Source organism: Streptomyces sp. NPDC094448, assembly GCF_044763775.1.
In the GTDB taxonomy this organism is placed as follows: Bacteria; Actinomycetota; Actinomycetes; order Streptomycetales; family Streptomycetaceae; genus Streptomyces.
Map to the genome: position 1 here is coordinate 71,331 of NZ_JBIWGU010000010.1, position 22,145 is coordinate 93,475.

The window sequence follows — 22,145 nt, forward strand, 5'->3', positions numbered from 1 at the left end:
CGGTCCGGCGGGATTTCTGCTGTCTCCGGCTCTGCGGCGCGGTGTTGCGCCGGGACCGGTGCCGTACCGGCAGACAGGCAGGCAGTCCGGGCCCGAGCCGTCCGTTCGGTTCAGCCCCGGCCACCGGCCGGCGTCCGCCCCCCGCCGCGGTACGGCAGCGCGGACCGCCCGGTGCCCGGCGCCGGCAGCTCCGCCCGCTCGATACGCAGGGCGAGCGCCGGACAGCGCCGTACCGCCCGCTGGGCCCGGCCGCGCAGATGCACCGGAACGACGGCGTCGGCCACCGCCGGATAGCCGTCCGGACCGATCCGGATCAACTCGGGAACGACGTCCGCGCAGAGCCCGTGCCCCTGGCACAGCGTCCAGTCGACGAGCACCTTCTCGCCGCTCGGAACGGATTCCGCCGACCCCCGGTGGCCGGGCAGCGGGAGCGGCAGCACCCCCGTCGTCTCCCGGCCGCAGCCGCCCCGCAGGACATGGGCGGCCAGATCGTCCGTGAAGGCGGACAGCGCGGAGGTGACGAAGCGGGCCGATCCGTCGGGGTGCCGGCAGGCGCCCCGGCCCCGTACGGCCCGGGTGACCTCGCGCAGCGCCTCCAGAGCGGCCGGCCCGCCGCCGCCGATCACATCCGCCAGTCCGCCGGCGGCCGCGGGCAGCCCGAGCCGGCACGGGCCGCACTGCCCGGCGGTCTCGGCGGCCAGCCAGTTCGCCACCCGCAGCGCCTCCCCGAGCGGACAGCTCTCCGGGCCCAGGGGCAGGATCGCCCCCGCGCCGAGGGAGCCGCCGACGGCCGCCAGCGAAGCGCGCTCCACCACGGCCCGGTCGACCGCGGGCCCGTCGATCCAATTCCCGTGGTAGCCACCGGTCAGCACCCCCTGCGGCAGTGGCGGCGCGCCCGCCGACCGGAGGACGTACCGCAGCGGCACACCCGTGGGCACCTCCACCACCATGGGGCGGGCCACCGCGCCGGAGACCGTCAGCAGGACCGTGCCCGGTTCCGATTCCGTACCGGAGCGGCGGCAACGGGCGGCGCCGAGCCGGGCGGCCACGGCGAGCTGCGCAAACGTTTCGGCGTTGGAGAGCAGGGTCGGCGCGCCGCCGACTCCGGTGTCGGCCGCGCGGGCCCGGCGGCCCGGGGGCAGGGCGGGGCCGCCGTTGATCGCGCGGATCACCGCGGACGCCTCGCCCGAGACCATGCGTTCGGGGGTACGGACGACCCGGGCGCGCAGCCCCTGCCCGCGCCGGTCGGTGAGGCCGCGTTCGGCCAGGGCGGCTCGTACGGAGATCTCGGTGGAGTCGCGGGTCACGACGGTGACCAGGGTGCGGGCGCCGAGCGCCTCGGCGGCCAGCAGGGCGCCGTCCAGGATCAGATGCGGCGTCCGGTTGAGCAGCACGCTGTCCTTGCGGCAGGCGGGTTCCCCCTCGCTGCCGTTGACCACGACGACGGGCCGCACACCCCGGCGGATCGCGGACCGGGCGACCGAGCGCAGTTTCTGCGCGAACGGGAAGCCCGCGCCGCCGCGGCCGCGCAGGGCGATCTCCTCGGTGAGCCGGGCCAGCAGTTCGCCCGTGACGGGGGCCAGCGGGCCGTGCACCTTCAGATGCATCGGCAGGTCGAGCCGGTCCACGAGGTCGAACCCCTGGGTGAGCTGGGGCAGGCCGACGACGTGGACCTCGGGGACTTCGGGCAGGGGGAGGTTCACGTTCTGTCTCCTGCGGGCGTGCTCCAGGGTTCGCCGGAGCGCGGCGGGAAGAGGTTCGGCACGGTCCGGCCGCTGTCGTTCATCGGTCCGGTTCCGGCTCCCTCCCCGGGCCGTACTCCGGTTCCGCTTTGGTTTTTGGTTCGGTTTCCGGTTCCGGTTCCGGTTCGGTAGCCGGTCGCGGTACGGGGTGGTGCGGGGCGGCCGGGGCCGCCGGGGCGGGAGACCGCGTGGTACGCGGCGGCGAACCCGGTGCCTGCCCCGGGGGTGGTGACGGTGTGACCGGTGTCCGGCGGGGCGTACGCGGGGTCCGAGTCCGGGTCCCCGAAACCGCGGGCGGTGTGCGCCGCGGGGTCCGGGCGCCGCGGAACCCCGTACAGCGGCGGAGCCTCGTACAGCCGGGGCGACGGCGGCGTCAGCATCGGAGTCCACGGCCGGTCCTGGCCGGTGACGGCGCCGGAGGGGACCGGCCCCGGCAAGAAGGGCGCGGACCCGGAGCGCGCGGGGCCTCCGGAGACGGCCTCCGTACCCCCTTCCGGTACGGATCCGGGCACACCCTCCGGTACGGGTCGTCCCGACGGATCGCCCGAGGTACCGGCGGCTGCCCTGCCGTCCGAGGCCGGCCGGGCGATCCGGACGGCCGGCTTCCGCTGTACGGGCCGGGGCAGCAGCCGCAGGGAGACCGCGCCGCCGACCGCCAGCAGCGCCAGGCAGTACATCCCGACCACCCACCCCGCCGCCGGGCGCCCGGCGAACAGCCCGTGGACCAGCGCCGCGCACCAGGCGGGATAGGCCAGCATGTGCAGGGCCCGCCAGCGCCCGGCGATCCGGACCCGGCCCGCCAGCGAACTGCGCAGCGCCCCCGTGGCCCCCGCGACCGCCATCAGCACCCCGGCCAGCGCACCGAAGCCGATCAGCCCCTCCGTACCGGTGAATCCGCGTCCGAAGGGGATCAGTGCGGCGACCGCCCCCACATGGCCGAGCGTCAGCTTCACGCTCGCGTGGAGCACCAGGAATCCGAGCGCCGCCGCCGCGGTCGCCCGGTGCACGGCCTGGGCGACGAGCCGGTGGCGGGGGGAGAGCAGCCGCCGGTCGGTGGCGATCAGCCCCCAGGCCACCGCGGCGGTCAGGGAGAGGAGGGACAGGACCCCGGTGGTGAAGTCGAGCGCCGCGCGGAATCCGTCGCCACCGGCGACGACGGCCAGCGGGAGGAGTGCCGCCACCGCGGCGGCCGCCCCTCCCCGGACCATGCGATCCCGCTCCGGTCCGGGGTCCGGTACCGCCGACGAACGGCTCTTGCGGTGTGGCTTCATGGGGCAACTCCGAGGGTGGGGAGGCGGTCCCGTTGACGCATGCTAAGTGGCCCCGTGCCGGGCGGTGCCGCACTTTCGCGGTTCCGGCGTCGGGCGCGCGAGCCCGTGAACCGGCCGCCGGCCATGGCCGCCGGGTTCCGCGGGGACGTGCCCCGGGGAAGCCACGACGCCCTCGCACCGGGGCGTGCCGCGGACGGCCGTACGATCTTCATGCCGTTCTATACGGCGCCCGCTTCCGCTCGTCTCGACGCCCGGGCGCCTCTTTCCGCGCTCTCCGAGCTTCCTTCCGCGGTCCGGCGCGCGCCCCGGCGCCCGCGGCGCGGCCCGGATGCCGCGCGCGGCCGCGATGCCCCCTGCGGTACCCTGACGCCATGCGTGCCGTACGCCTTCTGCTGAGCGGGCCGCGCTGATCAGTCCCGACGGATGAGAGTCCGGTCGGAATCGGCGCGGCTCCCCCTCCTGTGCGAGGGGTCCTTTTGTTTGCGGGCCCGTGCCCCGCCCGGGCGCCCTTTCCGAACGCCGGGCAGAGACATCGATGGAGCTTTGAAGACCATGAGCGAGACGAATCCCGCAGTTCCCGCCGGTCCGGCGGGCGGCGACGTGGCCGCACCCCACCGCTACACCGCCGCCCTCGCCGCCGATATCGAGGCACGCTGGCAGGACACCTGGGAGGCCGAGGGCACCTACGACGCCCCCAACCCGGTGGGCGAGCTGGCCGGTGACCCGGCCGTCGTCGCGCGGCCCAAGAAGTTCGTCATGGACATGTTCCCGTACCCCTCCGGTGCGGGGCTGCACGTCGGCCACCCCCTGGGGTACATCGCCACCGACGTCTACGCCCGCCACCAGCGGATGACCGGCCACAACGTCCTGCACACCCTGGGCTTCGACGCCTTCGGCCTGCCCGCCGAGCAGCACGCCGTCGCCACCGGCACCCACCCCCGGGTGTCGACCGAGGCGGCCATGGACAATATGAAGCGGCAGCTGCGCCGGCTGGGCCTGGGCCACGACCAGCGCCGTTCCGTCGCCACCATCGACCCCGCGTACTACCGCTGGACCCAGTGGATCTTCCTCCAGATCTTCAATTCCTGGTACGACGAGAAGGCGGGCCGGGCCCGTCCGATCGCCGAACTGGTCGCCGAGTTCGAGGGCGGGCGCCAGGTCCCCGGCACGGACCGCGCCTGGACCGGGCTGAACGCCGTCGAGCGGGCCGACGTCCTGGGCGGTTTCCGGCTGGCGTACGCCTCGGAGTCCCCGGTCAACTGGTGCCCCGGCCTGGGCACGGTCCTGGCCAACGAGGAGGTCACCGCGGACGGCCGGTCCGAGCGCGGCAACTTCCCGGTCTTCAAGGCCAAGCTGCGCCAGTGGAACATGCGGATCACCGCCTACGCCGACCGGCTGCTGAACGATCTGGACGGACTGGACTGGCCGGAGGCCATCAAGCTCCAGCAGCGGAACTGGATCGGCCGCTCCGAGGGCGCCCGGCTGGACTTCCCCGTCGAGGGCCGCGGTGAGCGGATCACCGTCTTCACCACCCGCCCCGACACGCTGTTCGGCGCCACCTACATGGTCCTGGCGCCCGAACACGGCCTGGTCGACTCCATCCTGCCCGCCGAGTGGCCCCAGGGCGTCAAGGAGGCCTGGACCGGCGGTGCGGCGACGCCCGCCGACGCCGTGGCCGCCTACCGCAAGCAGGCGCAGAGCAAGAGCGACGTCGAGCGGCAGACCGAGCACAAGGACAAGACCGGCGTCTTCACGGGTGCGTACGCCGTGAACCCGGTCACCGGCACCCGGGTCCCGGTCTTCGTCGCCGACTACGTCCTGATGGGGTACGGCACGGGCGCCATCATGGCCGTCCCCGGACAGGACGAGCGCGACTGGGAGTTCGCCGAGGCCTTCGAGCTGCCCATCATCCGGACCGTACGGCCGCCCGAGGGCTGGGAGGGCGAGGCGTACACCGGCCAGGGCCCGGCTATCAACTCCGCCAACGACCGCATCTCCCTGGACGGACTGGACGTCGCCGAGGCCAAGTCACGCATGATCGCCTGGCTGGCCGAGGAGGGCATCGGCGAGGGGACGATCAACTTCCGGCTGCGCGACTGGCTGTTCAGCCGGCAGCGCTACTGGGGCGAGCCGTTCCCGATCGTGTACGACGAGGACGGCGTCGCGCACGCGCTGCCGGAGTCGATGCTGCCGCTGGAGCTGCCGGAGATCGACGACTACTCGCCGCGCACCTTCGACCCGGACGACGCCGACACCGAGCCGGAGACGCCGCTGTCGCGCAACGAGGACTGGGTGCACGTCACCCTGGACCTGGGCGACGGGCCGCGCCGCTACCGCCGCGAGACCAACACCATGCCCAACTGGGCCGGTTCCTGCTGGTACGAGCTGCGCTACCTGGATCCGCGCAATGACCAGCAGCTGGTCGACCCGGCCGTCGAGCAGTACTGGATGGGCCCGCGCGAGGGCATCCCGCACGGCGGCGTCGACCTGTACGTGGGCGGCGCTGAGCACGCCGTACTGCACCTGCTGTACGCGCGCTTCTGGTCCAAGGTGCTGTTCGACCTGGGCCATGTCTCCTCGGCCGAGCCGTTCCACCGGCTGTTCAACCAGGGCATGATCCAGGCGTACGTCTACCGGGACGGCCGCGGCTTCCCGGTCCCCGCGGCCGAGGTCGAGGAGCGCGACGGCGGTTTCTGGTACCAGGGCGAGCAGGTCAAGCGCGAGCTGGGCAAGATGGGCAAGTCCCTGAAGAATGCGGTCACTCCGGACGAGATCTGTGCCGAGTACGGTGCCGACACCCTGCGCCTGTACGAGATGGCGATGGGGCCGCTGGACGTCTCACGGCCCTGGGACACCCGGGCCGTGATCGGCCAGTACCGGCTGCTGCAGCGGCTCTGGCGGAATATCGTCGACGAGGCGACCGGCGAGGTCACGGTCGTCGACGGGCCCGAGACCGACGAGACCGTGCTGCGCGCCCTGCACAAGGCCGTCGACGGGGTCGGCCAGGATCTGGCCGCGCTGCGGTTCAACACCGCCATCGCCAAGATCACCGAGGTGAACAACCATCTGACCAAGGCCGGCCGGCCGCTGTCGCGCGATATCGCGGAGGCGCTGGTGCTGCTGGTCGCGCCGCTGGCGCCGCATATCGCGGAGGAGCTGTGGCACAAGCTGGGGCACCAGGACTCGGTGGTGCACCGCGCGTTCCCGGTGGCCGACCCGGCGTATGTGGTGGACGAGGCCGTGACCTGCGTGGTCCAGGTCAAGGGCAAGGTCAAGGCCCGGCTGGAGGTGCCCCCGGCCATCTCCGACGAGGAGCTGGAGAAGCTGGCCCTGGCCGATCCGGCCGTGGTGGCGGCTCTGGGCGGGGCGGGCATCCGGAAGGTGATCGTCCGGGCGCCGAAGCTGGTGAACATCGTCACCGCGTGACGATGTTCGGTGACCCGGGGCCTTTGTACGACCGTACAAAGGCCCCGTTCACGGCCTCCGTCGGCGGCTGTGAACGGGGCGCTGCCTTCGTCGCCGAACGTGAAAGGGCGCGCTGCCTTCGTCGGCGGTCGTGAAGGGGCGCGTGGTCTCCGTCGGCGGTCGGCCGGGGCTCCGGGTTTCCCCTTACGGGCATGTCGGGGGCTCCGCTGGAACCCTCAACCCGCCTGCTCCGTTTACCGTGGAGACACCGGGTACCCATCCGGCGTGGGGCGTGGGGTCACGACGGACGACCGACCGTGGGACCGTGGAGACGTCCGCACCTGCGAACCACCTCCGAGGCCGAAGACGAAGGGCTGCTCATGGAAGCCGCGATTCTGATGCTGGCGCTGCTTTTCGTCGCCTTGGTCGCCCTGGGGGCATATGCGGGCGTCAAGGCCGTACGCGCCGCCAAACGCGGCGTGGAGCGTACGGTCACCCAGGCCCGCCGTACGGTGGAGGACACCACCCTGCGGGCCAAGAGCATGGGACAGCTCGGAGTTCCCGGTGAGCTGGCGCAGCTCCGGCTCTCGCTGCGGACGTCCATGCGGGCCACCCAGGACGCCCTGCGGGCGGGGGTCGCCGAGGACGCCTCGCTGACGGAGTCCCTGGCACTCTTCGACCGGCTCAGCGCCCACGGCCATGAACTCGACGCGGAACTGCGCCGTCTGGAGCGGGAGCCCGACCGGGCGACGGTCTCGGCCGGACTGCCGGACCTCCGGGAGCGGGTGGAGAAGATCGTGCACTCCGCGGAGTCGCTGCGGTGGGCGGCCCGCGAGCGGGCGCAGCGGTTCGCGGACGACGATCTGGACACGCTGAGCGCGCAGATCGACATGGAGGCCGGTGCGCTGCGGCACTGGACGGACAGCGCGGGGACCGGAGAAGCCCCGGCGGCCCCTTCTGCCACTGCTGGTTCCGGTGGGCCGGGCGTCCCCGGGGCGTCCCATCCGTACGAGCGGCCCGCGGCCCACCCCTATGAAGGTGCGGCGGGGCAGCCGGCGGGCGAGGGGGCGCCGGCCGGACCGGCGGACGAGGCGGGGCCGCGGGCGATCACGGCGCGCGATCCGCGGACGGCGCAGTACCCCTGGGAGAAGAGCGCGCGTCCGGAGACCACGAACTGACGGGTGCGAACGGCGGGTGTACCGGGCCGGGCTGCCCTCGTCCGGCGGCGACCGGTAACCTCCCGGTCATGTCCCGCCATGTCGCGATCATCACCGATTCAACGGCCTATCTGCCCCGGTCGGCGGTGGAGCGGCACAACATCGTGACGGTTCCGCTCACGGTCGTCCTGGGCGATCAGGCGCTGGAGGAGGGCACGGAGATCTCCGCCAGGTCACTGGCGCAGGCCCTGCAGAAGCGGCATTCGGTGACCACCTCGCGGCCCAGTCCGGAGATCTTCGCCGAAACCTATCGCGCCGCCGCCGATGCCGGTGCGCAGGGGATCGTCTCCCTGCATCTCTCCGCCGAACTCTCCGGTACCTACGACGCCGCCGTGCTGGCCGCCCGTGACGCCCCGGTGCCGGTGCGCGTGGTGGACACCGGCATGATCGCGATGGCGCTCGGGTTCTGCGCCCTGACCGCGGCCGAAACGGCACGGGCCGGGGGCACGCTCGACGAGACGGTCGCCGCTGCCGAGAAGCGGGCCGCCGGGACGCACGCCTACTTCTATGTCGACACCCTGGACTATCTGCGGCGCGGTGGCCGGATCGGGGCGGCCCAGGCGCTGCTCGGTTCGGCGCTGGCGGTGAAGCCGCTGCTACAACTGGAGGGCGGTCGCATCGAGATGCTGGAGAAGGTGCGGACGGCTTCCAAGGCGATCGCCCGGCTGGAGGAGCTGGCGGTGGAATGCGCGGGCGCCGGTGGGGTGGACATCGCCGTACACCATCTGGCCGCGCCGGAGCGGGCGTCGGCGCTGGCCGAGAAGCTGCGGGAACGGGTTCCGGGGCTGGGCGAGCTGCATGTGAGCGAAGTGGGCGCGGTGATCGGAGCGCATACGGGGCCGGGGCTGCTGGGGGCCGTGGTCTCGGCCCGCTGAATCCCGCGCCCGCGGACCGGCTGTCCCAATCCCAGTGGGTCCGGTCGCGGACTGTTACCCCCTGGGTTACCCCCTGGGAGTGAGGGAGTTTTCCACAACAGCGGTTTTATCCACGGAACTTACTCGGCTGGAGCGGGATCCCCGAGGTGAGCCTACGGTCGAGGGCATGGTTCTTCGATCACGTTCCGCGACGAGTGGGCCGGGCCGCGCCCCGGCATCCGACAGCCGTGCCCGCCCGGTTCGGCGGGCGGCCGGGGCGCCGATGGTGCGCGGGGGCGCGGGATCCGGGCCCGGCAGAGGCGCAACGGCCGGGGGCCGGACGCTGCGATCGGCGCGGAGCAGGTCCGGGCGGGGCGTTGTCCGTGCCGCCGGGGTCCGGACGCGAGCGGACGCGGTGGGTGCCCTCGGGGCGGGGCAGTTGCCGGTGGGCGGAATCCGGGGGCGCAGGAGCGGCCCGGCCGGGGTGGCCGCCGCGCTGAACGCCGGCGGTGTGCGTCCGGGCCGTCCGGGGACCGCGTCCGGCATGGGGGAGTCGGGGGCGGGGGAGTCCGGGGTGGGGGACGGCTCGCTGCGGCGGGCCGGACTGGCCTTGCGGGAGCGGCTGCCGCTCTGGTTGCAGCTCCGGTGCGGTCTCGAACCCCGTACTCTGGCCGCGCTCGCCGTGGTCCTGGTGGCGGCGGGGCTTCTTGCCGTGCTGCACTTCTGGACGGGCCGCCCGCAGACCGTGAGCCCGCCCGAGACCCTGCGGCAGGGCGCGGCCCCGAGGGAGACCGGTGGGGAGGGCCTCGCTTCCGGGCCGGTGCCCTCTCCCGGGGCCGTGGCGGGGCCCCGGGGCCGGGTGGTGGTGGACGTGAGCGGGAAGGTGCGGCGGCCGGGGGTGCTCAGGCTTCCCGCGGGCTCCCGGGTCGCCGATGCGCTGACGGCCGCCGGGGGTGCGGAGGAGGGCACCGATCTGACCGGGCTGAACCGTGCGCGGGTGCTGATGGACGGGGAGCATGTGGTGGTCGGGGTGGACGGTGCCGCACCCGGATCCGGGGCCACCGCGCTTCCCGGCGGTCCCGGTCCCGGCCCTGGCCTCGGCTCCGGTGGGTCGGGCGCTCGGGTCGGGCTGAACACGGCCACCGTGGAGGAGCTGGACACCCTGCCGGGCGTCGGGCCCGTGCTGGCCCGGCACATCGTGGACTACCGCACCCGGAGCGGTGGTTTCCGCTCCGTCGACGAACTGCGCGAGGTCGACGGCATCGGGGAGCGCCGGTTCGCGGAACTCCGGACGCTGGTGCGGCCATGACGGAGACAAGGGCACGGCAGGCGGTCCATGCCGCGTCCGGCAACCCGCTGGGGGCCGCCGACCCACGGCAGGAGGGCCCGGCCGATCTGCGGCTGGTGGCACCGGCCGCCGCTGCCTGGGTGGCCGCCGCAGCCGCCGTCGGTGTCCCGGGCCGCTGGACTGCGGCCGCGGTGACGGTCTGCCTGGTGGCCGCGGCACTGCTGCTGACCCCGGTCGCGGCCCGGAGGGTGCGGGCGGGACGCGCGGCGCGCACGGTGGTGGGTTCCGGTCCGGAGGCCCGCGCGGTCCGGCGGGTGCGGGCCGCAAGCGGCGCCCTGCCACGGGCGCGGGGGCGGGAGCCCGGCCCGGTCCGAGGGATACGGAACCGGGGCGGCCGGGCAGCGACGGCGCTCCCCGCCGGGGGCACCCGCCCGCCGGGGAGCGCATCGGCCCCGGGCGGACGCCGCCGCCCGGAACCCGCCTCCGGGGGACGGCGGCCCGGGTCCCATGCCGTGGCGCTCGCGGCGGTTCTCCTCTGCGCGGCGGCGGGTGCTTCCGCCGCCGGGCTGCACTCCGCGGATCTGCGCCGCGGCCCGCTGCCCGCTCTCGCCGAGCGGTACGCCACGACGACCCTCGAAGCCACGGTGACCTCGGATCCCAGGACCACGGACTCCCGCACCGGGCGCGGCGGGACCGGAAACCGGGTGGTGGTCATCGGCGCGGAGGCCGTGAAGGTCATCGGGCCCGAGGGCCGGACCACCGCGACCCGGACACCGGTCCTGGTGATCGTCCGCCCGGCGGCGGCGCCCCGGAGCGCGGCGGGCTGGCAGCGGCTGCTGCCCTCCACCCGGCTCAGGCTCACCGGGCGGCTCTCCCCGCCCGTCAGCGGGGGCGAGAAGTTCGCCGCCGTCCTCCGGGTCACCGGCCGGGCGCCGGAGGTGGTCGGCGCTCCGAGCCGGGTCCAGCGGACGGCGGGGAGGCTCCGCGCCGGGCTGCGCGAGGCGACCGAAAGCCTGCCGCCGGACGCCCGGGCCCTGGTGCCCGGGATCACCGTGGGAGACACCTCCCGGCTCACCCCCGAGCTGCGGAATGCCTTCGAGGTCACCGATCTGACCCATGTGCTGGCCGTCTCGGGCAGCAATCTCACCATCGTGCTGGTACTGCTGATCGGGCCCCCGGGCCGGGCCGGCCGCGCCGAGCGGGGCGGCCTCGCCCCCCGGCTGGGCATCACCCTGCGGGGGACGGCGCTGGCCGGGGGCGGGCTCACCCTGGCGTTCGTCGTGGTGTGCCGGCCCGAGCCGAGCGTGCTGCGGGCAGCGGCCTGCGGCGCCCTCACACTCCTCGCCATCGGCACCGGACGCCGCCGTTCACTCCTGCCCGCACTCGCCGCCGCCGTACTGCTGCTGGTGCTGTACGACCCGATGCTCGCCCGGAACTACGGATTCCTGCTCTCCGTCCTCGCCACCGGCGCCCTGCTGCTCATCGCCCCCGGCTGGAGCGCCGCGCTCCGACGGCGGGGGATGCCGCCGAGGATCGCCGAGATACTGGCCGTGTCGGCGGCGGCGCAGGCCGTGTCCGCACCCGTGGTCGCGATCTTCACCGCGAAGGTCAGCCTGGTCTCGGTGCCCTGCAATCTGGCCGTCGAGCTGGCGACCGCGCCCGCCACGGTCCTCGGCTTCGCCGCGCTGGCCGCCGCCGGGGTCGCCATGCCGGTCGCCGTCGCACTGGCCACCGCGGCCGGATGGTTCACCTGGTGGATCGCGGCCGTCGCCCGTGCGGGGTCGGCGCTGCCCGGCGCCCAGGCGGACTGGCCGGGCGGATGGCGGGGCGGGATACTGCTGGCCGCCGCCGGGGCGCTCGTGGTGCTCCTGATCCGCCGCCTGGCGCACCGTCCGTGGGCGGCGGCGGTCTGTGCCGTGGTGCTGCTCTGCGCCGTTGTACGGCCCGCTCCGCTGACCCGGGTGCTGTCCGGGTGGCCGCCGCCCGGGTGGGCGCTGGTGATGTGCGACGTGGGCCAGGGCGATGCGATGGTGCTGGCGACAGGGCCGGGCACCGCCGTGGTGGTGGACACCGGCCCCGATCCGCAAGCCGCCGACCGCTGTCTGCGGGAACTGGGGATCACCCGGGTGCCCATGGTCGTCCTCACCCACTTCCACGCCGACCATGTCCGGGGGCTGCCCGGTGTGCTGCGCGGCCGGGCGGTCGGTGCCGTGCAGACCACCGTCCTCGACGAGCCGCGCGCACAGGCGGCCTTCGTCCGCCGCACCGCCGGCGCGGCAGGGGTCCCCCTCCACCGGGCGGGACCGGGTGAGCGTCGGCGGGCCGGGCGGCTGGACTGGCAGGTCCTGTGGCCGGACACCGGCCCCCGGGCGGCCTTCCCTCCGCTGCACGCCGACGATGCCAACGATGCCAGCGTGACGCTGCTCGTCCGGATCGCCGGAGGCCCCACCCTGCTGCTGCTCGGCGATCTGGAGCCCCCGGCCCAGCGGGCCCTGCTGCGGACCGGGCCCGCGCTGGGGGAGGTGGACGTGGTCAAGGTGGCCCACCACGGGTCCGCGCACCAGGACCCGGGGCTGCTGCGCGCGGTGCGCCCCGCGTTCGCACTGATCTCCGCGGGCCGGGACAACCCGTACGGCCACCCCGCGCCCCGTACCGTCGCCGCTTTCCGGAGCCTGGGCGCCGTGGTGCTCCGCACCGACGAGGACGGCCCGGTCGCGGTGTCCGGCACGGGACAGGGGCTGCGCGCCGCGATCCGCGACGGCCGCCGCCGCGCTTGGGGACGGCTGTCGCCGGGCAGACGGCTCGCCATCCCGGACCGGGTCCTCCGGCCACGGGGCCGGGCCGGGCTCCCACGGGCGTCCCATGGCCCGCCCGGCACACCACTGGCCGCTCTCCGGTCCCCGGCGGGCCGGCCGGAAGCGGGTTCCCGGTCCCCGGCGGTCCGATCGGAAGCGGGTTCCCGGTCCCCGGCGGTCCGGTCGGAAACGGGTTCCCCGGGTGGTACGCGTGGCCGGGAAGCGGCCTCCGCCGCAGGTCCCGGGCCGCACGGTCCACCGGGGTCGGTCTTTGGGACCAAGCCGGTGCGACGGCCGTGCCCCGGGGCGCGGCAGCGGGTCACACTGGGGCCATGGACGCCTATCTCCGCCGTATCGGTGCCGAAAGGCCCGAGCACGCGAACGCCACGGCCCTGCGGGAACTACAGGAACGACATCTGCGGAGCGTGCCCTTCGAGAACCTCGCCGTGCATCTCGGTGAGGGAATCGTGCTGGACGAGGAGCGGCTGCTGGACAAGGTCGTATCGGCGGGCCGGGGCGGCATCTGCTACGAACTCAACGGCGCCTTCGCCGCGTTGCTGCGCGATCTCGGGTTCCGGGTCCAGCTGCTTCAGGCCCGTGTGTTCGGCGCGGACGGCACCCTCGGCATCCCGTACGACCATCTGGCCCTTCTCGTCGAGACGGAGGACGGGGCCGGGCGGTGGCTGGCGGACGTCGGCTTCGGCGACCACAGCCATCACCCCCTCGCCTTCGACCTGCGGGAGGAACAGCACGATCCGGCCGGTACGTTCCGGATCGTCCCCGCCGGCGGCCGGGACGCCCCGGGGGACGCGGACGGCCACGGGGACCTCGATGTGCTGCGGGACGGCAAACCGCAGTTCCGGCTGGAAACCCGGCCTCGGGACCTGGCCGACTTCCAGGTCGGTGCCTGGTGGCAGAGCACCTCGCCCGAGTCCCGCTTCACCCGCTCCCTGGTCTGCTCCCGGCTCAGCGGCGACGGCCGGACCACCCTCAGCGGCCGCCGGCTGGTCACCACCCGGGGCGGTGAGCGCCACGAGGAGATCCTCCACGACGATCCGGCCGTGTTCGCCGCCTACCGCGACCACTTCGGGATCCGGCTCGACCGCCTCCCGACCGACCCCCGGGCCGGTGAAGACGGCCGGAGCGACGGGGGCGAGGACGGCGACGGGAACTGACCGACGGCTGCGCCCCCGATCCGCGTGCCGCAGGTCCGAGTGCCCCCGGTCCCGGTGTCGCAGCCCGTCCGGGTGCCGCAGTCCGGGTGCCCCCCGGTCCGGGTGCCGTAGGCCCCGCGCCATGGGCGGGCGGGTCCGGGCGGGGGTTCAGCGGGGCGGCTCCAGCCAGCCCTCGTACTCGGCGGCGAAGGCGTCGAGCGCGGCCGGGTCGAGCCGGTCCGCGGGATCCTCCACGACGACCAGCCACTGGGCGTCCTCCGCATCGTCCTCGCCCGCGAGCGCGTCCCGGACCAACTGCGGCTCGTCGGTCACTCCGAAGCGGTCGGCCAGCTCCTCCGCCACCTCCTCGGCGGCGTCGCGGTCCGGCAGCACCAGTACATGTCGTCCCTCACTCACCCCGCCATTGTCCGGTACCGGGACCGGCACCACGCCCCGGGCCCGGGTGTCGGTGGGGCGTGGGATGCTGGTTCACGATGGCCACCAGGAAGAACTCGACAGACGACCCGCTCGCCCCCGTCACGCTCGCCGTGGGACAGGAGGACCTCCTCCTGGACCGCGCCGTCCAGCAGGTGGTCGCAGCCGCGCGGGCCGCCGACGCCGATACGGATGTCCGCGATCTCACCGCCGACCAGCTCCAGCCGGGCACCCTGGCCGAGCTGACCAGCCCCTCCCTCTTCGCCGAGCGCAAGGTGGTGATCGTCCGGAACGCCCAGGATCTGTCCGCCGACACCGTCAAGGACGTCAAGGCGTATCTCGCCGCGCCCGTCGAGGAGATCACCCTCGTCCTCGTCCACCCCGGCGGCGCGAAGGGCAAGGGACTCCTGGACACCGCGCGGAAGGCGGGGGCCCGGGAGGTCGCCTGCCCCAAGACGACCAAGCCCGCCGAGCGGCTGACGTTCGTCCGCTCGGAGTTCCGGGCCCTCGGCAGATCCGCCACGCCCGAGGCGTGCGAGGCGCTGGTGGACTCCATCGGCAGCGATCTCCGGGAGCTGGCGTCCGCAGTGTCCCAGCTCACCGCGGACGTCGAGGGCGCCATCGACGTGGCGATCGTCGGGCGGTACTACACCGGCCGGGCCGAAGCGTCGAGCTTCACCGTCGCCGACCGTGCCGTCGAGGGCCGGGCGGCGGAGGCACTGGAGGCGCTGCGCTGGTCGCTCTCCACCGGTGTCGCCCCCGTGATGATCACCAGTGCGCTGGCGCAGGGCGTCCGGGCGATCGGCAAACTGTCGTCGGCCCGCGGCGGCAGGCCCGCCGATCTCGCCCGCGAGCTGGGCATGCCGCCCTGGAAGATCGACCGGGTGCGGCAGCAGATGCGCGGCTGGACTCCCGACGGTGTGTCCGTGGCGCTACGGGCCGTGGCAGAGGCCGACGCGGGGGTGAAGGGCGGCGGCGACGACCCGGAGTACGCCCTGGAGAAGGCGGTCGTCACCATCGCCCGCGCCGCCCGCTCGGGCCGCGCCCCGCGCTGACCCGCGCCCGAAGGCCGGTGACCCGGCGGCGGCACGGTCGACCCGGGCCCCCTTCGCACCTCCCGTCGACTGTGCGCGGGGGCAGGGCGCCGACATCCGCCCTCCTGCATCGGATGCGGCGGCTGCCGGGGCACGGCACGGACCACCCGTCGGCGCGCTCCGCGGCCCCGGTCCGGGCGCTGCCCCCGGCCGGGGGTGTGCGTCCCGGTACACGCTGCCGTGTCCGGTGACGGCCCCGGAAGTCTGCCCGGACTGTTCGAGCCCGGTTGGTCGCGTGCCCCCGCCGGATCCCGTCGTACGGCCTGCGGCTCCGGCACCCGGCCGGGCCCACGGCGCTCTTCCCGCGATGCCCCCGGGCCCCAGGGCCCGGGGGCATGCCGCTGTGCGGGCATGCCGAAGGCCCCGGCCGGGAGGGCCGGGGCCTTCGGGAGGTTCTGCCGGTGGACTCGCACCCGCGTGGCGAACGCAGGACCAAGTGCGTGTCCGAAGCTGCCGGGAAGGGAGCGGATGAGAGAGGGCCCGCTCGTCGTCCCGGCGGTCACCTCGTCCGGTGGACCGCCTCGTCGCTGTGACGGGGCTCACCGGATGCGGTGCCGGGTGGATCAGGCCTGGAGGGCGTTGACCTTCGCCGCGAGCGCCGACTTCTTGTTGGCGGCGGCGTTCTTGTGGATGACGCCCTTCGAGACGGCCTTGTCGAGCTTGCGGGTCGCCTCACGGGTCGCCACGGTGGCCTTCTCGACGTCGCCGGCGGCGACGGCCTCGCGGGCCTTGCGGATCGCGGTCTTCAGGGACGACTTGACGGCCTTGTTGCGCAGGCGCGCCTTCTCGTTCGTCTTGTTCCGCTTGATCTGGGACTTGATGTTCGCCACGAAAGAGCCTTCTCAGGTTCGATGATCTGTGATGGGTGTGCCTGCCGCGCGGATTCCCCCACGGGGGAGGCGCGCGAGACACACAGCCAGCCACGGTACCAGCCGGGCTCCCGGCGGCCCAAACCGGCCTCAGTCCCTCACGCGTGGGACGATAGGGGCTACGTACAGACCCGTCACCGCCTCCAGACGGGACGTCCGGCGCCGCCGGAGCGTCCCAAGAATCAGGACCCTGCGTGCCCGCGACTCCTCCTCATGTGCCAGAGCCGAGCCGTACCGACCCGGCGCTGATCCGCAATTTCTGCATCATCGCCCACATCGACCACGGCAAGTCGACCCTTGCCGACCGGATGCTCCAGCTCACCGGCGTGGTCGAGCAGCGGCAGATGCGCGCCCAGTACCTCGACCGCATGGACATCGAGCGCGAGCGCGGCATCACGATCAAGTCCCAGGCCGTCCGGCTGCCCTGGGCCCCCACCGAGGGGCCCGGCCAGGGCCGGACCCATATCCTGAACATGATCGACACCCCGGGGCACGTGGACTTCACCTATGAGGTCTCCCGCTCCCTCGCGGCCTGTGAGGGCACGGTCCTGCTGGTCGACGCGGCCCAGGGCATCGAGGCGCAGACCCTTGCCAACCTCTATCTCGCGATGGAGAACGACCTGGCGATCGTCCCCGTCCTCAACAAGATCGACCTTCCGGCTGCCCAGCCCGAGAAGTTCGCCGAGGAGCTGGCGAACCTCGTCGGCTGCGACCCCGACGACGTCCTGAAGGTCTCCGCGAAGACCGGCCTCGGCGTCGAAGCGCTGCTGGACCGGGTGGTCCGCGAGGTCCCCGCCCCGGTAGGCGTCGCCGACGCCCCCGCCCGCGCGATGATCTTCGACTCGGTGTACGACTCCTACCGGGGCGTCGTCACCTATGTCCGGGTCGTCGACGGCAAGCTCGGCAAGCGCGAGCGGATCCGGATGATGTCCACCGGCGCCACCCACGAGCTGCTGGAGATCGGCACCAACTCGCCCGAGATGCTCCCGGCCGACGGTCTGAGCGTCGGCGAGGTGGGCTATCTCATCACCGGTGTGAAGGACGTCCGCCAGTCCAAGGTCGGCGACACCATCACCCAGCAGGTCAAGGGCGCCACGGAGGCACTCGGCGGCTACAAGGACCCCAAGCCGATGGTGTTCTCCGGCCTCTACCCGCTGGACGGCTCGGACTACCCCGAGCTGCGCGACGCCCTGGACAAGCTCCAGCTCAACGACGCCGCCCTGGTGTACGAGCCGGAGACCTCCGCGGCCCTGGGCTTCGGCTTCCGCGTCGGCTTCCTCGGCCTGCTCCACCTCGATGTGATCCGTGAGCGGCTGGAGCGCGAATTCGGCCTGGACCTGATCGCCACCGCGCCGAACGTGGTCTACCGGGTGATCATGGAGGACGGCGCCGAGCACACGGTGACCAACCCCAGCGAGTTCCCCGAGGGCAAGATCAGCGAGGTCTTCGAGCCGGTCGTCCGCGCCACCGTCCTTGCGCCGACCGAGTTCATCGGCTCGATCATGGAACTCTGCCAGACCCGCCGCGGCACGCTGCTCGGGATGGACTACCTCTCCGAGGACCGGGTGGAGATCCGCTACACCCTGCCCCTCGCGGAGATCGTCTTCGACTTCTTCGACCAGCTGAAGTCCAAGACCCGCGGCTATGCCTCGCTGGACTACGAGCCCACCGGCGAGCAGTCCGCGCATCTGGTCAAGGTCGACATCCTGCTCCACGGCGACAAGGTCGACGCCTTCTCCGCGATCACGCACCGGGACCAGGCGTACGCGTACGGCGTACGGCTCGTCGCCAAGCTGAAGGAGCTGATCCCCCGGCAGGCCTTCGAGGTGCCGGTCCAGGCCGCGATCGGCTCCCGGGTCATCGCCCGCGAGACCATCCGGGCCATCCGCAAGGACGTCCTCGCCAAGTGCTACGGCGGCGACATCTCCCGGAAGCGGAAGCTGCTGGAGAAGCAGAAGGAAGGCAAGAAGCGGATGAAGATGGTCGGCAGCGTCGAGGTCCCGCAGGAGGCCTTCATCGCCGTCCTCTCCAGCGACGACAGCGGCGGCGGCAAGGCCAAGAAGTAACCGCGGGCGATTGCGCGGGGCGCCCGGCCGGCAGGACCGGCCGGGCGCTGTCCGTGTCCGTACCCGCACGCATCGAAGCGGAGGGCGGAAGCCCCTTACGTACCGGCGGTACGCGATCTACGCTGATCGCGCCCGGCCGGGGGTACCCGGCCAGTTGAAAAGTGCCTGCTCAGTGGCGTCCTTACGGTCAGTACGCCGCCGCAGGCCCGGAGGACGTCTTGAGCGACACACAGACCACGATCGACAACCGCCCGGCCTCGGTGGCGATGCTCTTCACCGAGCGGGTGGCGGCGACCCCGGACGGCGAGGCCTTCCGCTACCCGGTCCTCGCACCGGCCGGTGCCACCGCCCCGGGTCCGGCGACCGCGGAGCCGTCCACCGGGCCGTCGGACGGTGCGCCCGGCGGAGCCGCCGCGGCGGACGACGCCCCCGCGCCGGCCGTCTGGTCGTCGCTCACCTGGGCCGGAACGGCAGAGCGCGTGTACGCGATCGCCGCCGGGCTGATCGGTCTCGGTATCCGCCCCGAGGACCGGGTCGCCCTGATGGCCTCGACCCGCATCGAGTGGATCCTGGCCGACCTCGGTGTGATGTGCGCGGGCGGTGCCACGACCACCATCTACCCCTCCACCAACGCCGAGGAGTCGGCGTTCATCCTCACCGACTCCGGCAGCCGGATCCTCATAGCCGAGGACGCGGCCCAGCTGGCGAAGGTCCTGGAGCGGCGGGCGGAACTGCCCGAACTCCGCCATGTCGTGGTCATCGACCCGGCCGGCCCCGCGCCGGAGACCGTGACCGATGCCGTGGCCGATGTTGCGACCGGCTCCGTGCCGGACGGCTTCGTGCTCGGCCTCGACGAACTGGAGAAGCGCGGCCGGGCGCTCCTCGACGACCGGCCCACGGCCGTCGAGGAGCGGATCCACGCGATCACGCCCACCCAGCTCGCCACCCTCATCTACACCTCGGGCACCACGGGCCGTCCCAAGGGCGTCCGGCTGCCGCACGACAACTGGTCGTACATGGCGAAGGCCATCGCCGGGACCGGCCAGATCAACAAGGACGACGTCCAGTACCTGTGGCTGCCGCTGGCACATGTCTTCGGCAAGGCCCTGATCTCCGGCCAGATCGAAGTCGGCCATGTCACGGCCGTTGACGGCCGCCACGACAAGATCGTGGAGAACCTCCCGGTCATCCGGCCCACCTATATGGCCGCGGTGCCGCGGATCTTCGAGAAGGTCTACAACGGTGTCGCCGCCAAGGCGCGCGCCGGCGGCCCCGCCAAGTACAAGATCTTCCGGTGGGCCGCGGAGGTCGCCCGCGAGTACGCCCGGACCACCCAGGACAACTTCCGCCGCACCGGATCGGCGACCGCGCCCTTCGGGCTCCGCTCCCAGCACCGGATCGCCGACCGGCTCGTCTACGCCAAGCTCCGCGAGGCCTTCGGCGGTCGGCTCAGGGTCGCCGTCTCCGGCTCGGCCGCGCTCTCCCCGGAGATCGGCTACTTCTTCGCCGGTGCGGGCATCCACATCCTGGAGGGGTACGGCCTCACCGAGTCCAGCGCCGTGAACTTCGTCAACCGCCACGGCTCCTACCGCACCGGCACCGTCGGCAAGCCGCTGCCCGGTCTGGAGGTGCGGATCGCGGACGACGGCGAGATCCTGCTCCGCGGCCCCGCGATCATGGAGGGCTACCACCGGCAGCCCGGACAGACCGCCGAGGTACTGGAGGAGGACGGCTGGCTCCGCACCGGAGACCTGGGCGAACTCTCCGCGGACGGCTACCTCACCATCACGGACCGCAAGAAGGACCTGATCAAAACGTCGGGCGGAAAGTACATCGCCCCGACCGAGGTCGAGATCCAGCTCAAGGCGATCTGCCCGTTCGTCTCCAACGTCGTCGTCATCGGAGCGGACCGCAACTACTGCACCGCGCTGATCGCCCTCGACGAGCCCGCCGTCCTCGGCTGGGCCGCCGAGCACGGACTGGAGGGCAGCACCTATGCCGAGGTGCTGGCCGCCCCCGCCACCCGGGAGATGATCTCCGGCTATGTGGACCGGCTCAACCAGGGGCTCCAGCGCTGGCAGACGGTGAAGAAGTTCCGGCTGCTGCCGCGCGACCTCGATGTCGAGCACGGCGATCTCACTCCGAGCATGAAGCTGAAGCGCCCGGCGGTCGAGCGCGAGTTCCAGCACCTCGTCGAGGAGATGTACGAGGGCCAGCGCGAGGCATGACGGTACGGGTCCGGGCGGCCCGGTGCCGCCCGGACCGCGTGCGGCACCGGGCCGCCGAAGGCCCCCGGGCCCGCACCACCGGGCGGACCCCCGGTGTCCCCCCGGCCCGCACTGCCACCCTCCAACCCCTCCGACCTGGCCTTCCGTACCGGCGGGCCAGGTTATCCACAGGGCGGCACGGGATGTCCCGGAGTGCCGGAGAATGGGCGTATGCCTTCCGTACTGCCCGACGGCGTGCCCGTGCCCGACGACGGGTCGCTCCCCGCCTCCGCCCTCGATGGTGCCGCCGAGCGGCCCCTCGCCTTCTATCTCCATGTGCCGTACTGCGCCACCCGCTGCGGCTACTGCGATTTCAACACCTACACGGCGACCGAGCTGCGCGGCTCCGGCGGAGTCCTGGCCTCCCGCGATCACTACGCGGCGACCGTCGCCGAGGAGATACGGCTGGCCCGCAAGGTCCTCGGCGACGACCCCCGGCCCGTGCGGACCGTCTTCGTCGGCGGCGGGACGCCCACCCTGCTCGCCGCCGCCGATCTGGTGGCGATGCTGGACACCGTGCGCACCGAGTTCGGGCTGGCGGACGGCGCGGAGATCACCACCGAGGCGAATCCCGAATCGGTCGGCCCGCAGTATCTGGCGGAGCTGCGGGAAGGCGGCTTCAACCGGATCTCCTTCGGTATGCAGAGCGCCCGGCAGCACGTCCTCAAGGTCCTCGACCGCAGCCACACCCCCGGCCGCCCCGAGGCCTGTGTCGCCGAGGCGCGGGCCGCCGGCTTCGACCATGTGAACCTGGACCTCATCTACGGCACTCCCGGCGAGTCCGACGACGACTGGCGGGCCTCCCTGGAGGCGGCCGTCGGCGCCGGGCCGGACCATGTGTCGGCCTATGCGCTCATCGTCGAGGAAGGTACGCAGCTGGCCCGCCGCATCCGGCGCGGCGAGGTGCCGATGACCGACGACGACGTCCACGCCGACCGCTATCTGATCGCCGACGAGCTTCTGGCCGCCGCGGGCTTCAGCTGGTACGAGGTGTCGAACTGGGCCACCACCGACGCCGCCCGCTGCCACCACAACGAGCTGTACTGGCGTGGCGCGGACTGGTGGGGCGCGGGCCCCGGAGCACACAGCCACATCGGCGGAGTCCGCTGGTGGAACGTGAAACACCCCGCGGCCTACGCCTCGGCCCTCGCGGCGGGCCGCTCACCCGGCGCCGGACGGGAACTCCTCACCCCCGACGACCGCCGGATCGAACGCATCCTGCTGGAACTCCGCCTCCGCGACGGCGCCCCGCTGTCGCTGCTGCGCCCGGCGGGCCTGCGGGCCGCGGAACGCTCCCTCCGGGACGGGCTGCTGGAGCCCGGCGCCTACGAGCAGGGGCTGGCGGTGCTGACGCTCCGCGGCAGACTGCTGGCGGACGGGGTGGTGCGGGACCTGGTCGACTGAACCGCCACCCCGCGGAGGGCAGGGGAGCGGGGACCCGGACCGATAAGCGAGGGACAGACGATCGGGCCGCCCGACCCCGGAGACGGACCCGGAGCACCGGGCCGCCCGACCCCGGAATCGCACCCGGAGGACCGGGACGCCTCGAACCGCGGGCGGGCCCGGGACGGTCCGGCCGCTCATTCGGATCCTGCCGGGCTTGCCTGCCTTCCCCGGCTACCGCCCGGGGCCCCGGGCACCGCTGCCTCCCTCTGTGCCCTCCGGGCACGGGTGGGGGGGGGTACCAC

At 73.6% G+C, this 22,145-nt stretch carries 13 protein-coding genes and 1 pseudogene; 10 read left to right on the forward strand and 4 right to left on the reverse strand.

Annotated features, from left to right (window positions below):
• Positions 1-110: 110 nt before the first annotated feature.
• Both ACIQ9E_RS20435 and ACIQ9E_RS20440 read right to left on the reverse strand, forming a co-directional pair.
• Positions 111-1,703 (reverse strand): NADH-ubiquinone oxidoreductase-F iron-sulfur binding region domain-containing protein, encoded by a 1,593-nt coding sequence (locus tag ACIQ9E_RS20435; RefSeq protein ID WP_403708950.1) that lies wholly within the window; start codon positions 1,701-1,703, stop codon positions 111-113.
• Positions 1,700-3,013: a hypothetical protein gene (locus ACIQ9E_RS20440; protein ID WP_403708951.1), complete on the reverse strand. Its 1,314-nt coding sequence runs from the start codon at positions 3,011-3,013 to the stop codon at positions 1,700-1,702. Before ACIQ9E_RS20440 ends, ACIQ9E_RS20435 begins: the two co-directional genes overlap by 4 nt.
• Before the next feature lie 552 nt (positions 3,014-3,565).
• Between ACIQ9E_RS20440 and leuS the strand changes: the two genes are divergently transcribed.
• The 6 genes and pseudogenes from leuS (at position 3,566) to ACIQ9E_RS20470 (ending at position 13,747) form a co-directional block, all read left to right on the forward strand.
• On the forward strand, positions 3,566-6,439 hold the full coding sequence (gene leuS, locus ACIQ9E_RS20445) for a leucine--tRNA ligase (RefSeq protein ID WP_403708953.1): 2,874 nt from the start codon (positions 3,566-3,568) through the stop codon (positions 6,437-6,439).
• A 359-nt stretch (positions 6,440-6,798) separates the two neighbouring features.
• A complete protein-coding gene (locus tag ACIQ9E_RS20450) occupies positions 6,799-7,596 on the forward strand; it encodes a hypothetical protein (protein ID WP_403708955.1) in 798 nt (265 codons plus the stop codon).
• A gap of 68 nt (positions 7,597-7,664) precedes the next feature.
• The gene (locus ACIQ9E_RS20455; RefSeq protein ID WP_403708957.1) at positions 7,665-8,510 is read left to right on the forward strand and encodes a DegV family protein; all 846 of its coding nucleotides are present in this window, start codon (positions 7,665-7,667) and stop codon (positions 8,508-8,510) included.
• Between the two features lie 523 nt (positions 8,511-9,033).
• Positions 9,034-9,798 (forward strand): helix-hairpin-helix domain-containing protein, encoded by a 765-nt coding sequence (locus ACIQ9E_RS20460; protein WP_403708959.1) that lies wholly within the window; start codon positions 9,034-9,036, stop codon positions 9,796-9,798.
• A pseudogene (locus tag ACIQ9E_RS20465) lies at positions 9,795-12,533 on the forward strand (ComEC/Rec2 family competence protein); the annotation flags it as partial. The gene ACIQ9E_RS20460 and the pseudogene ACIQ9E_RS20465, both read left to right, overlap by 4 nt.
• 371 nt (positions 12,534-12,904) lie before the next feature.
• Positions 12,905-13,747, forward strand: coding sequence for an arylamine N-acetyltransferase (locus tag ACIQ9E_RS20470; protein WP_403708961.1), 843 nt, complete (start codon positions 12,905-12,907; stop codon positions 13,745-13,747).
• A 147-nt stretch (positions 13,748-13,894) separates the two neighbouring features.
• Here ACIQ9E_RS20470 and ACIQ9E_RS20475 read toward each other — a convergent pair whose 3' ends face one another.
• On the reverse strand, positions 13,895-14,143 hold the full coding sequence (locus ACIQ9E_RS20475; protein ID WP_366255853.1) for a hypothetical protein: 249 nt from the start codon (positions 14,141-14,143) through the stop codon (positions 13,895-13,897).
• A gap of 77 nt (positions 14,144-14,220) precedes the next feature.
• Here ACIQ9E_RS20475 and holA point away from each other — a divergent pair, with 77 nt between their 5' ends.
• Positions 14,221-15,216 (forward strand): DNA polymerase III subunit delta, encoded by a 996-nt coding sequence (holA, locus tag ACIQ9E_RS20480; RefSeq protein ID WP_403708963.1) that lies wholly within the window; start codon positions 14,221-14,223, stop codon positions 15,214-15,216.
• Between the two features lie 602 nt (positions 15,217-15,818).
• Here holA and rpsT read toward each other — a convergent pair.
• Positions 15,819-16,085 carry a 30S ribosomal protein S20 gene (gene rpsT, locus ACIQ9E_RS20485; protein ID WP_006349371.1) on the reverse strand — a complete coding sequence of 89 codons (267 nt, stop codon included), beginning with the start codon at positions 16,083-16,085 and terminating at the stop codon, positions 15,819-15,821.
• 233 nt (positions 16,086-16,318) lie between these two features.
• Here rpsT and lepA point away from each other — a divergent pair, with 233 nt between their 5' ends.
• The 3 genes from lepA (at position 16,319) to hemW (ending at position 21,861) form a co-directional block, all read left to right on the forward strand.
• Positions 16,319-18,190, forward strand: coding sequence for a translation elongation factor 4 (gene lepA / locus ACIQ9E_RS20490; protein WP_403708966.1), 1,872 nt, complete (start codon positions 16,319-16,321; stop codon positions 18,188-18,190).
• 218 nt (positions 18,191-18,408) lie between these two features.
• Complete coding sequence (locus tag ACIQ9E_RS20495) at positions 18,409-20,418, forward strand: AMP-dependent synthetase/ligase (protein ID WP_403708968.1); 2,010 nt, start codon at positions 18,409-18,411, stop codon at positions 20,416-20,418.
• A gap of 210 nt (positions 20,419-20,628) precedes the next feature.
• The gene (gene hemW / locus ACIQ9E_RS20500; RefSeq protein ID WP_403708970.1) at positions 20,629-21,861 is read left to right on the forward strand and encodes a radical SAM family heme chaperone HemW; all 1,233 of its coding nucleotides are present in this window, start codon (positions 20,629-20,631) and stop codon (positions 21,859-21,861) included.
• Positions 21,862-22,145: the final 284 nt, after the last annotated feature.